General features: G+C 57.5%; 14 protein-coding genes. 10 read left to right on the top strand and 4 right to left on the bottom strand.

The features are described from left to right. On the bottom strand, nt 1-1,035 hold a 1,035-nt coding region (locus ACXJJW_RS05515; RefSeq protein ID WP_456474738.1), incomplete at its 3' end, for a geranylgeranyl reductase family protein. A gap of 63 nt (nt 1,036-1,098) precedes the next feature. On the opposite strand from ACXJJW_RS05515, the gene ACXJJW_RS05510 reads away from it, so the two are divergent. After that, complete coding sequence (locus ACXJJW_RS05510; RefSeq protein WP_456474737.1) at nt 1,099-1,287, top strand: ferredoxin; 189 nt, start codon at nt 1,099-1,101, stop codon at nt 1,285-1,287. Here ACXJJW_RS05510 and ACXJJW_RS05505 read toward each other — a convergent pair whose 3' ends face one another. After that, entirely contained in the window at nt 1,288-1,515 is a 228-nt protein-coding gene (locus tag ACXJJW_RS05505) for a hypothetical protein (RefSeq protein WP_456474736.1), read from the bottom strand. A 113-nt stretch (nt 1,516-1,628) separates the two neighbouring features. Between ACXJJW_RS05505 and radB the strand changes: the two genes are divergently transcribed. The 4 genes from radB to ACXJJW_RS05485 are packed head-to-tail and all read left to right on the top strand — an operon-like array spanning nt 1,629 to nt 5,395. Then, entirely contained in the window at nt 1,629-2,345 is a 717-nt protein-coding gene (gene radB, locus ACXJJW_RS05500; protein ID WP_456474735.1) for a DNA repair and recombination protein RadB, read from the top strand. A 2-nt stretch (nt 2,346-2,347) separates the two neighbouring features. Next, a complete protein-coding gene (locus tag ACXJJW_RS05495; protein ID WP_456474734.1) occupies nt 2,348-3,472 on the top strand; it encodes a DUF362 domain-containing protein in 1,125 nt (374 codons plus the stop codon). Between the two features lie 35 nt (nt 3,473-3,507). Next, nucleotides 3,508-4,587, top strand: coding sequence for a DNA polymerase IV (gene dinB / locus ACXJJW_RS05490; protein WP_456474733.1), 1,080 nt, complete (start codon nt 3,508-3,510; stop codon nt 4,585-4,587). A gap of 43 nt (nt 4,588-4,630) precedes the next feature. Then, nucleotides 4,631-5,395 carry a ferredoxin family protein gene (locus ACXJJW_RS05485; protein WP_456474732.1) on the top strand — a complete coding sequence of 255 codons (765 nt, stop codon included), beginning with the start codon at nt 4,631-4,633 and terminating at the stop codon, nt 5,393-5,395. Here the strand turns inward: ACXJJW_RS05485 and ACXJJW_RS05480 are convergent. After that, complete coding sequence (locus ACXJJW_RS05480; RefSeq protein ID WP_456474731.1) at nt 5,363-6,028, bottom strand: YkgJ family cysteine cluster protein; 666 nt, start codon at nt 6,026-6,028, stop codon at nt 5,363-5,365. The two genes, ACXJJW_RS05485 and ACXJJW_RS05480, sit on opposite strands and share 33 nt — an antisense overlap. Nucleotides 6,029-6,148: 120 nt before the next feature. On the opposite strand from ACXJJW_RS05480, the gene ACXJJW_RS05475 reads away from it, so the two are divergent. Genes ACXJJW_RS05475 through ACXJJW_RS05455 form a run of 5 tightly spaced genes read left to right on the top strand, consistent with a single transcriptional unit; the run spans nt 6,149 to nt 10,962 of the window. Beyond that, complete coding sequence (locus tag ACXJJW_RS05475; RefSeq protein ID WP_456474730.1) at nt 6,149-7,447, top strand: phenylacetate--CoA ligase family protein; 1,299 nt, start codon at nt 6,149-6,151, stop codon at nt 7,445-7,447. A gap of 43 nt (nt 7,448-7,490) precedes the next feature. Further along, nucleotides 7,491-8,798 (top strand): phenylacetate--CoA ligase family protein, encoded by a 1,308-nt coding sequence (locus tag ACXJJW_RS05470; RefSeq protein ID WP_456474729.1) that lies wholly within the window; start codon nt 7,491-7,493, stop codon nt 8,796-8,798. 11 nt (nt 8,799-8,809) lie between these two features. Next, nucleotides 8,810-9,241 (top strand): ACT domain-containing protein, encoded by a 432-nt coding sequence (locus tag ACXJJW_RS05465; RefSeq protein WP_456474728.1) that lies wholly within the window; start codon nt 8,810-8,812, stop codon nt 9,239-9,241. Nucleotides 9,242-9,294: 53 nt separating this feature from the next. After that, entirely contained in the window at nt 9,295-10,296 is a 1,002-nt protein-coding gene (locus ACXJJW_RS05460) for a deoxyhypusine synthase (RefSeq protein WP_456474727.1), read from the top strand. Between the two features lie 24 nt (nt 10,297-10,320). Further along, nucleotides 10,321-10,962 (top strand): MarC family protein, encoded by a 642-nt coding sequence (locus tag ACXJJW_RS05455; RefSeq protein ID WP_456474726.1) that lies wholly within the window; start codon nt 10,321-10,323, stop codon nt 10,960-10,962. Here ACXJJW_RS05455 and ACXJJW_RS05450 read toward each other — a convergent pair. Beyond that, on the bottom strand, nt 10,959-12,038 hold the full coding sequence (locus ACXJJW_RS05450; protein WP_456474725.1) for a M24 family metallopeptidase: 1,080 nt from the start codon (nt 12,036-12,038) through the stop codon (nt 10,959-10,961). The two genes, ACXJJW_RS05455 and ACXJJW_RS05450, sit on opposite strands and share 4 nt — an antisense overlap. Between the last annotated feature and the right edge of the window lie 11 nt (nt 12,039-12,049).

The raw sequence follows: 12,049 nt of genomic DNA, 5'->3' as shown, positions 1-12,049 counted from the left end.
CTCTTCATCGCTCAGGGAGTCGAAGATTTCCCTTATAAGCATGTGCACCTTGAGCTCCCTTCCAAGCTCCGTCTTCCATGCGCTCTCATAATTCTCCCGGAAAAACCCTCTGGAAAAGTTTCTCTCTTCAATAGCCAGAGCCGCTGCCCTTGCCGCCAGCCTAGCGGAGATTCCTCCAGTGATAACCCCGCCGCCGGTGCTCGCCTTGACGAAGCCGCCGGCATCGCCGGCCAGAAGCACGCGCTCGGCGAAGGTATCCCGGGGCGCAGCCACAGGAAAGGCGCCTGTGTTGTACTCAATCATGCTTTTGCCCGTGATTTTCTGCTTTGCCACGGGATGTTCCCTCATGAACCTCTCCAGGTACACGCGGGGCGGGTGCTCACCCCGGCGAACCCCCACTCCTACTTCGCAGACCTCTCCCTTGGGCAGAAGCCATGCATAGAAGTTTGGAGCCCACTGTTTGCCAAAGTATAGCTCTGCTACGTCATCCTCAACGTCCGCATTCGCTACCTCGATCTGCGCTGCCGCCACTATTTTTCTGGGGGTTTTGAGCCCGAGCCATCTCGCCACGCGTGAGCGCACTCCGTCAGCGGCGATTACCACCTCCGCCTCGATGGTCTTCCTCTCTCTTCCGCATTCAACTACAGCTCTGGCCCTGTGGGCAATTTTTAAGCCGGTGACTCTGGTTTTAAGCATTATTCTGGCGCCTGCTCTCGCGGCCTCCTTCGCAAGCTCCTTATCAAATAGCCTGCGCTCAACCACATATGCACGGTCAAGCTTTGAGTAGGCCTCAAATCTCTCTCCTCCCGGGGAGTAAAAGCGTCCTCCGCGGATAACTCCCGCTACTGCCCTTTTGGGCAGGTTTATCCCAAGGGATTTCAAACCGCGGATGCTGAATAAGCCGGAGCACTGCACGGGTTCGCCTATCTCGGGGTGCTCCTCGACCACCACCACGCTGTAGCCCTGCCTTGCCACATCGCGGGCGGCTATTAAGCCAGAGGGGCCACCGCCCACCACGAGGACATCTGTGTGCATGGAAGATTATCGGCGGGGCGATTATTAAAATATTGTTCCAAGGTTAAGCCCCTGGTATGGGGCATGATTCCAGTCGTGGACCAGCGTGCATGCACAGGCTGCGGGAGGTGTGAGCAGCTCTGCCCCGAGGTGTTCAGGCTGATAAACGGCAGGTCCAATGTGGTCAACGCCGACGCCTGCGATGAGTGCGACTGCGAAGCTGTGCTGGAAAACTGCACCCCTCGAGCTATAGCGGTATACGAAGATTTTTAGCTATGCGTGGGCAAGGGCTCCTGTTAGAGTGGGCTGTGTAACATGTGTTTTCCTGAAGGTTATGTCAGCTGCGATGCTCAGCTCCACAACCCTGCTTTCATCCTCTGCAAACTCCGACTCTGAGATGATCAGGTTGTGGTAAACCGCCTTACAGGAGGGGCACTCCAGTGCATCTCCGCTGTACTCGAGGGCACCTCCACAGTTGAAGCAGAACTTTCCTGATTTCATTCCTTTCACCTGCTCTAATCTTGTGGTGGTGCATAGATATCACTTGTCCGAGAGCGCCGGAAAAGTGATTGAGGAAAGGGTTTATATCTCCTCTGCACCCATTTTTATACCTGATGACTGAGCACGACGACGCCAAGCTTGAAGCCTACAGGGCGAGGGCAGAGACCTGGAAGCTCTCCATCGGCTCCGCATTAGATGAAATCCTCTCCGGCGGCGTGGAAAGCGGGACCATAACCCAGATTTACGGCCCGCCCGGCGTTGGAAAGACCAACCTGTGCCTTCTATACACTGTGAGCGCTGTGAGGCAGGGAAAGCGGGTCATCTTCATAGACACAGAGGGAGGGCACTCGCTTGAAAGGGTGAGGCAGATAGCAGGCGATGATTATAAGCGCGTGCTGGAGAGGGCCTACTTCTACGAGGCGAACACCTTTGAAGAGCAGTGCTTTATAGTGGAGAACATAGAGCACGTGCTCACTGAGGATTTTGGGCTGATAATCCTGGACTCTGCGGTCTCCCTCTACCGCCTCGACCGCGCTGAGGAATCCATAGGTGCCCTCAACCGCGCCCTCAGCAGGCAGATGGCAACGCTCATGGCTCTTGCAAGGAGGTACAACCTCCCGGTCATAATCACCAATCAGGTCTACTCAGCGATGAACGGCGAGGGCGTTGAACCCATAGGTGGTGATGTGCTGAAATACTGGAGCAAGGCGATACTGGAGATTATGCGCCAGGGCAAGGTGCGCGAGGCTGTGCTGCGCCGCCACCGTTCGCTGCCAGAGGGCCTTAAGGCGAGGTTCGTGGTAACTGAGCAGGGGATAAAGGATGTGTGAGCATGGGCGATGTTTACTTTCTCGACTCCCGCGCTCAGGTGAGAAGTGTTGAACACTGGTCCCGGAGAAGCTACAGTCTGCTCACAAGACTGGAGAAGCTCGCCCTTGAGGCAGGGATTGAGAGTTTTATAGAGAGGGGCGACCTGGTAGCGGTTAAAACCCACTTCGGCGACCACGGCACCACGCGCACACTGCGCAGCGTGTACGTTAGGAAGGTTGTGGAGCTGGTGAAGAAGCTTGGGGGCAAGCCCTTCGTCACAGAAACCACAGGGCTGGGTATGAGATACGACCGCAGCACCGCCCCGGGGAGGATTAAGATAGCCCGGGAGAACGGCTACACCTCTGAAACCCTGGGTGCGCCCATAGTTATTGCCGATGGCCTGCTGGGCTTCGACAGCATACCCTATGCGCTGGAGAATGCAGCGCTCGGGCAGGTGCAGGTGGCGAAGGCTGTCTACGAGGCTGATAGGGTAATTGCGCTCACCCACTTCACAGGGCACTTCAGCTCCAGCTTTGGCGGTGCAATTAAAAACATAGGTGTTGGCTGCGTCGCCAAGCCCACGAAGTACGAGCTTCACCTCGATGCATTGCCGGGCATCGATGCAACGAAGTGCACCCGCTGCGGCGCATGCGCCAGGCGCTGTCCCGGCGGGGCGATTGCTCCACCCGAAATCGACGCGGCGAAGTGCATAAAGTGCAACGGGTGCGTGGAGTACTGCGACCACGAGGCGATTGTGCTTCAGTGGACGAGCAACGCCATGCTCAGCAGACGCATAGCTGCCGCGGCAAAGGGAGTGCTGGAGGCGAAGGGCAGGGAAAACTTCCTCTTCTTCAACTTCCTGCTTGAGATAACCCCCCACTGCGACTGCTGTGCCTTCAGCGACAATCCGATAGTAGCTGACCTGGGGGTGCTCGCTTCCAGAGACATGCTGGCGATTGATAAAGCTTCCCTGGACTTAATAGAGGCCTCGCGGGGTCTGGAAAACACCCTGCTCAGCGAGGAGGCAAAGCAGGCTAACACCAGGAAGTTTGAGACCCTCTTCGAAGACCTGGACACCAGGGTGCAGCTCAGAGAGGCTGAGCGTCTGGGGCTGGGGAGCGCTGAGTACAGCCTGGTCAGAGTTTAGATAGCATAACCCTCGAGAACCTCCCCTGTTAAGGTATGCACCCGCGCCGCGAGAGGATAATTCTCCACGTGGACATGGACAGCTTCTTCTCTGCAATAGAGCAGAGGGAGAACCCGGAACTCAAGGGTAAGCCCGTGGTGGTGGGCGCCGACCCGAAGGGGGGTAAGGGCAGGGGCGTTGTGAGCACCGCCAGCTACGAGGCAAGGCGCTATGGCGTGCGCTCAGCCATGCCAATATCGCAGGCCTACAAACTCTGCCCCCACTGCGTCTTCCTGCCTGTGCGCCACGAGCTCTACTGGAGGGTGTCCCGAAGGATAATGCAGATACTGAGAAGCTATGCGGCGAAGTTCCAGCAGGTGAGCGTGGACGAGGCGTACCTGGATGTTACCGGCGTCGCTAAAAGCTATGCAGACGCCGCAAGGCTCGCGGAGCGCATAAAGGCTGAGATATACGAAAAGGAGAAGCTAACCTGCTCCATAGGCATTGGACCCAGCAAGCTGGTGGCAAAGAAAGCCTCTGACCACAGAAAGCCAGACGGTTTGACTGTGGTTAAGCCTGAGGAGGTGGCGCACTTCCTCGCCCCCCTGCCCGTCCGGAAAATTCCAGGCATCGGGCCGAGAAGCGAGGAGCTGCTGAAGAAGCTTGGAATAACCACCATAGGAGAACTCGCAAGCTGCGATGTGCAGAGGCTTATCCCGGCTTTTGGCAGGTGGGCTCACCGCCTGGTGATGCTCGCCCGGGGAATAGACCAGCGAGAGGTCAGGGAGCGCTCAGAGGTTAAATCCATAGGCAGGGAGCGAACCTTTGAGCATGATATAGAGGACGAGGCTGAGCTAATAGCGGCGCTGGAAGGGATTGCAGAACGCGTACACCGCGATCTGGCAGAGGAGGGCTTCCTGTTCAAAACCCTGACGCTTAAGGTGAGGTTCGCCGACTTTGAGACCCACACCCGTGCCAGAACCCTGAGCAGCTACCACGGAGACCTGGCCACAATAAAGGAGGTGGCCAAGGGCCTGCTCTCAGGCTTCCTTCACGGAAGAAAGGTGCGTCTCCTTGGCATAAGGCTGTCAAAGCTAAAAAAGAGGCAGACGGCGACCCTTGAGCAGTTCCTTTAACCCCTAACGCCTTATCAGTCGTTACCTCCGCTATTTTAGGGCAATGTCAAGGCGGGTACCTCTTGGTGAAAACTGCGACGGGTGCGGCGCATGCATCTACGCATGCCCTGTGAAGGCCATAAAGCTTGTGAAAGGCAAGCCTGAGATAGACTACCAGCGCTGCTTTCTTTGCTTCAACTGCGTCGAGGTGTGCAGGGAGCGGGAGGATGCAAGGGCGTCGCTCCTGGAATACCTCCCCAACTTAGACTGCGTAGAGTGCGGCTTTGAGGACTGCGAAAGCTTTGCAGAGAGCTTAGCAGAGGAAGAGGAGCTGGAGAGGTGCCCCCACCTGGGCGAGGAGCTTCGCAGGGCTTTGCATCTGGTGATCAACCCGGAAGCCCATCTACCGGCGTATCCCATAGCAGAGCACGTGATTCCCACCAAGAGCGGTGTGTTCAGCGTGGGTAACCCCGGCAAAGCCTCACCTCTAATCGCAACGAGCGACTACCTCTACACTGTTACAAGGATTACAGCTGCCCTCTCCTTCGCTGACATAGACGCCTACCTTGCGGTGGTGCCCGGCGAGGGGTACTGCATGCGCCTTGCCCTAACACTAGGAACCTTCAGCACACAGGAGCTGAGGACGATGCTGGAAAGAGATGCCCCCCGGCTGACGCATCAGAGCATTATCCTGCCAAAACAGGCAAGGATGCTGCGCCTAAACCTGGGGTGGCGCACAATCTTCGGTCCCAGCAGGCTGGAGGAGCTACCTGCCTTTATAATAAAAAATCAGCTCTTATTCGGCTTCAGAGCTCATTCGAGAGATTAAATCCCTCGCCGCCTTTAGCCTCGCCAGAAACTGCTCCTCCGGCGTCGCATGGTGCGCTGCCATCCTGGGCTGGAAGTCAAAGTTGTAGAGCAGAAGCTTGAGGAAGACCTGCTTCATGGGTTTCTGGCCTATCCTGGCATCTGCCACTTCATCAACAAAGCTTATCCACTCCTCCCACATCCCCATGTACCTCCCGGCGCGCTGCTCTGCAATGTACTCGCCAAGGGTAAGCCTCCGGCCCTTCCCTATACCCGGGCAGCTGCGCTCCTGCATAAAAACCGTCTTTGCCTCGCCGTCGCACACCTTGCCCAGGGGAAAGAGCCTGCACGCCAGGGGGCGGGCTTCGTAGATGGCGCATCGCTTTTGCTCCAGAAAAGGACAAGGGTCCCGACTGAGCATGAGCAGGGGTAAGCCGCTCTCATCGTAGAGGCTGAGGAGATACCCCTCCTCCAGCTCCCCACAGCTCAGCTTAAGGTGCTCTTTAATCCTTAGAACCTCATAGGGGCTCAGCGCAATTGCATGTCCGTGGCAACACGCTATGCCGCACTCCTCGCTGCTGCACCTGAAGCAGAAGCTGAAGTCTTCGCCCACTGTTACAGCACTTTCCAATACATTCTTATCCATATCGCCCATGATTTCAGATTTTAAAGGTTTATGGCTATAAAAAATTAACTGTTGGGCGATTTTTTTATAGTAGATTAAGCATCGCCTTAATACCAAATTTTTTTATATTTCCCTACAGAAATTGATAGCATGTTCTGGGACAGAGAGGCAGAAACCCAGAAGCAGGAGGAGCTGGAAAAACTTCAGCTCCGCAGGCTTAAGGCCATAGCAGAGTACTGCTTCCACCACTCCCAATTCTACCGTGCGAAGTTCAGGGAGGCCAACCTCTACCCGCAGGACATCCGCAGCCTTGAGGACATCACCAGGATTCCCTTCACAGTCAAGGAAGACCTGCGGGAGCACTATCCCTACGGCATGCTTGCAGTGCCCCGGGAGGAGATAATCAGAATTCATGCCTCCTCAGGCACCACGGGTAAGCCCACAATTGTCGCCTATACGCGGGGCGACATCGACACCTGGGCAGAGCTTATGGCGAGGGTGCTCACCAGCGCCGGCATTACAAAGCGGGACACAATTCAGCTCATCTACAACTACGCCTTCTTCACAGGCGGGCTGGGCTTCCACTACGGGGCGGAGCGCGTTGGCGCTGCGGTAATACCCAGCGGTGTGGGGAACAGCGAGAAGCAGCTTCTAACCATGCGCGACCTGGGCGTTACCGCCTTCTCCTCCACACCGAGCTATGCCCTCTATCTGGCAGAGTTCGCAGAAAAGCAGGGTATGGATGTTCGCGAATTTGATGTTGAGCGCGGAATCTTCGGCGCAGAGCCCTGGAGTGAGGAGATGCGCCGCCGTATAGAGGAGGCCTACGGTATAGCTGCGTATGACAACTACGGGCTAAGCGAGCTCTGCGGTCCGGGTGTGGCGGTGGAATGCGAGGCCCGCGAGGGGATGCACGTGTGGAGCGACCACTTCCTGCTGGAGGTCATCGACCCCGAGACAGGGGAGGTGCTCGGCCCGGAGGAGAAGGGTGAGCTGGTATTCACAACGCTTACCAAAGAGGCAATGCCCCTGCTCCGCTACCGCACCCGCGACATAAGCATGCTCATCGATGGACCCTGCGAATGCGGCAGGACGCACCCGAGGATAGCGCGCCTCATGGGAAGAAGCGACGACATGCTAATAATACGCGGGGTTAATGTCTTCCCATCGCAGGTGGAGCATGTGCTAATGTCCTTCCCGGAGGTGGCTGAGCACTACCAGATAGTTGTGGATAGACACGGCAGCATGGATGTGCTGCAGGTCAACGTGGAGGTTACGGAGAGGATTTTCAGGGGCGATACCGAGGAGCTTATTAAGCTGAAAAAACGTCTTGAAGCCAGGCTCAGAGGCGTTCTAGGGGTCAGAGCGAAGGTTAGATTCGTTGAACCGGGCTCAATTCCCCGAACCAGGGGCAAGGCGCAGCGCGTCCTCGACCTCAGGAAGAAGTGAGAAAAGATTATATCCCTCTGCGTAAAGTGAATATGGTGGTAAAATGTTCGAGCCAGATATGGAAACCATGCCCCTGAAGGAGCTCAGGGAGCTTCAGCTTGAGCGTTTGAGGGCTACTGTGAAGTACTGCTATGAGCACGTGCCCTTCTACAGGAAGAGGTTCAAGGAGGCGCAGCTCAGGCCAGAGGATATCAGAAGCTTGGCCGACATTGCCAAAATTCCCTTCACTGTTAAGGACGACCTGCGCGACCATTATCCCTACGGCATCTTGGCGAAGCCCCTTAAGGAAGTGGTGCGCTTTCACTCAAGCTCCGGCACCACAGGGATACCCACCGTCGTGGGCTACACAAAGAAGGACATATCCACCTGGGCGAGGATAATGGCCCGGGGCATAGCGACGACAGGCGCAACCAGCGAGGATATAGTGCAGGTGGCCTATGGCTATGGTCTCTTCACCGGAGGCCTGGGGTTCCATTACGGCTGCGAGGAGCTGGGCGCGGCGACTATACCTGCGGGCGGAGGTATTACGCCGACCAAGAGGCAGATTCAGATAATGAAGGACATGCACAGCACTGTGCTGTGCTGCACCCCCAGCTATGCCCTCTATTTAGCGGAGGAGGCCAGGAAGGCCGGGCTGGACCCTGAGAAGGACTTCAGCCTCCGCATAGGCATCTTCGGCGCTGAGCCCTGGAGCGAGGCAACCCGCAGGAAGATTGAAGCTGCGCTCAACCTCAGAGCCCACGACGTCTATGGCTTGAGCGAAATCTGGGGTCCGGGTGTGGGTATGGAGTGCGAAGAGCGCACTGGCTTGCACATCTGGGGTGATCACTTCATCATGGAGGTCATCGACCCTGAGACAGGGGAGGTGCTCGAGCCGGGGGAGAAGGGCGAACTCGTGTTTACAACGCTTACGCGGGATGCCATGCCCCTGCTCCGCTACCGCTCCCGCGATATAAGCGTTGTGGACGAAGAACCCTGCGAGTGCGGCAGGACGCATCCGCGCATGCTCCGCATCCTAGGGAGGAGCGACGACATGTTAATAATACGCGGGGTTAACGTCTTCCCATCGCAGGTGGAGCATGTGCTCATGCGCATCCCGGGCATAGGCGACCACTATCAGATAATCATCGACCGCGACATTCTGGATGTGCTCAGGGTGAAGGTGGAGGTAACGCCGGAGGTGTTCTCAGATAAGCTCGCTGACCTGGTGGAGCTGCGCAGGCGGGTTGAGGAGGAGCTCGCTGCTGTGCTCAACGTGGGCGCAAAGGTTGAACTGGTAGAGCCTGGAACAATACCACGCACCCCCGGCAAGGCGCAGCGCGTTGTGGACATGCGGGCCGGGAAGATTTAGGAGGTCTTGCCATGGTGGTTGAGCAGGTTAGCGTGTTTGTGGAGAACAAGCCGGGAAGGCTTTCAAAGGTAACTGAGGTTCTGGGCGAGGCAGGGATAAACATCCGCGCGCTGTCCATAGCAGAGCTTGGCGAGTTCGGGGTTATCCGCCTGGTGGTGGACAAACCTCACGAGGCAAGGGCAGTGCTCACCAACAGCGGCTTTACAGTGGGCATCAACAGGGTGCTCGCAATTGAGATGGGCGACGAGCCGGGCAGCCTTGCAAAGATAGCCTCAGCCCTGGGCAATGCGGGCGTTAATATAGACTACGCCTATGCCTTCATCGCAGGGGCAAAGGAGAAGGCTGTACTCATTGCGCGCGTTGACGACATAAGAAAGGCAGAGGATGTGCTCTCCCGTGAGGGAATAAGGCTGCTTGCCGCTGAGGAGCTGCAGGGCATCTGAGGATTCTTCAGAAAGCTTGCCAATGTGAACCGGAACAAATTCCGGTGATTGATATGGCGAAGCTTCTCTCCCACCCCACGGAGCCGGTAGATGTTAGGGAGCGCAGAATCAGCGAGCTTCTGGAGGCGATGGCAAGGACAGGTTTCCAGGGGCGCAGGCTGGGCGAAGCCTTCCTTGCATGGCGGGAGATGCTCAGGGACGAAAGCTGTGTGGTGTTCTTCGGGATGAGCGGCGCCATGATTCCAGCGGGCATGCGCCGCGTGGTTGCGCACCTGATAGAGCACCGCTTCGTCGACGTTGTGGTTACCACCGGCGCCAATGTGTTTCACGACATCCACGAGGCTCTGGGAGGGAAGCACTACCAGGGAATGGCAAACGCAGACGACGCCCGGCTTTTAAAGCACGGCATAGACAGGATTTATGACATCTTTGCGAGAGAGGATGAGTTCCGCAACATGGACAGGCTCATAAGCCAGCTCAGCAGGGAGCTCAGCGCCGGGAAGGAGTACTCCTCCCGGGAGATAGTTGCCTTTCTGGGCGAGAAGCTCGCAGAGCGCGGGTCGGCGAGCGATTCCTTTGTTGTAACCGCCTACCGCAGGCGCGTGCCCGTATTTGTGCCCGCACTGGGCGACTCTTCTGTTGGGATAGGGCTCACCCTCGCAAGGCGGGAGGGGCACAGCGTTGTTGTCAGCCAGCTCAAGGATGTGGATGAGATAACGCAGATTGTTGAAAAGGCGGCTAAAACAGGGGTGGTGTACGTGGGCGGCGGCGTGCCCAAGAACTTCATCCAGCAGACTGAGGTTATCGCCTCCATTCTGGGCGTGGATAAGGGGGGACACGACTATGCGGTGCAGTTCACCACCGATGCGCCCCACTGGGGTGGGCTCAGCGGGTGCACCCTGGAGGAGGCGGTGAGCTGGGGTAAGGTCTCCTCCCAGGCCAGGAGGGTGCAGTGCTTCGTGGATGCGACGATAGCCCTGCCAATAGTGGCCCACGCCCTGAATGAGGTCAGGGAGGAATTCAAGGCGCGGCCGGCGTTTGAGTGGGAAGGATAGCTCAAATAATTACAGGCGTGAATATTGGGAGATGTCAGAATGGACATAAACTTCTTTATCTACTCCTTCACTGCGCTCTTTATCATTGTCGACCCCGTGGCGAATGTCCCCATCTTCATGTCCCTGCTCTCCGGCGCTTCCCGGGAGGAGTACAGGAGGGCGGTGAAGCGCGCTACGCTCATAGCCGTGGTGGTGCTGCTGCTCTTCACCTACCTGGGGGCGTATATCTTCACCTACCTGGGCATAGAGATGTACTCCTTCCGCATCGCAGGTGGGGTGCTTATCTTCATCATAGCCATGGAGATGCTTTTCGGAATGCGCACCCGCACAGAGCTTACGCCTGAGGAAGAGGCTGAGCGCCGGGAGGAGGTAACAGTCACACCCCTCGCTGTGCCCCTGCTCACAGGTCCCGGGGCGATAACCACCAGCATAGTGCTGCACAGCAGGGCAGCCGCGCCGGTGGACCTGCTGCTGCTCGCCCTGGCGATATTGCTGGTCTTCTTTGCTTCATACCTCATCCTAATAAACGCAGGCGCTGTTTACCGCATCCTGGGCACCACTGGCACAAAGGTTGTGACCCGCCTCATGGGCCTTCTCCTCGCCGCAATAGCTGTGCAGTTCATAATAGACGGCGCAAAAGAAGCCTTCACGGCAATAGCCGGCTAGACCTCAGCTATCTCCCGCGGAAAGCGTGTGAGAATCTCTTTGCGGGAGCTGTGGAGAAGTACAGTCTCCTCTATGCGCACACCCTGCGAGGAAGGCGAGGCAAGAAGAGCATGCCCCACCGCCAGGCTTGTATTGGCGTCAAGGGCGAGAAGCGCATCCTCGGGGTACGCCTCGTAGTAGGGCGCCTCCTCGGCGCTGAGCCCTATGCCGTGTACAAAGCCTCCGGGGTAAAGCTCACCGTAGCCGTGCTCATATGCAAGAAACACCGCCTCCTTCTCCACCTCCATTGCCTTTGCCCCTGGCTTAAGCGCCTTAAGCGCAGAGTCCAGCATTTCAAGGTAAATGCCGTGCAGCTTGAGAAGCTCCTCCCCCGCACTGCCCAGCGAAGCCACCCTGCTCAGCTCCGCAAAGTAGCCTTCCCAGGCCACAGAGATGCCTATCACCACAGCCTCATGCTCCCTTATCTTTCTGCGCGCTGGCATTCGCTCAGCCGAGGCGCTTCTCTCCCCGGAATTTATCCCGACCCTTGCGCTCTCGGCGCCCTGCCTGCGCAGGTGGCACTCCACCTCTGCTGCAAGCTGCACCTCTGTAATACCACTGCGAAGCTGCTCAAGGGCAAAATCCATGCCCTCCCTGGCAAGCCTCCCTGCCCGGCGGAGTGCCCGCCTCTCGGTGGCGTCTTTGCACATGCGCAGCTCAGTGATTATCTTCCTCGCAACCCTGAGCTCAATACCCGGCAGGGCATTTGCAAGGTGCTCCACCATGTAAAGGGGGGTGCCCCCCTCCACAGCCACAGCAACACGTGGCTTCTCACCCAGACGGGAGGCGAAGTAGTTAATCTGGGAGAACATCTGGGGCAGGGCTCCATAGGGCATCACCTTGGCCTCGCCTGCAGCGCGGACTTCGCCCTCGGGCAGGAGAAGCACCGCATCACCTTCGTTGGGCAGAAGCAGGCAGCCACGCTCCCTTGCCTCGCCGGTGAAGTAGCGGTAGCTCTCCCTGCCCATCACCACGAGCAGCTCAACACCCTCGCGCTGCATCAGCTTCTGAGCCCTCTCTATCCTATCTGTGAACATACAAAAACTCC

Source organism: Candidatus Pyrohabitans sp., assembly GCF_054014795.1.
The sequence above is the reverse complement of the archived record's forward strand: the minus strand, read 5'-3'. Positions and strand labels throughout refer to the sequence as shown.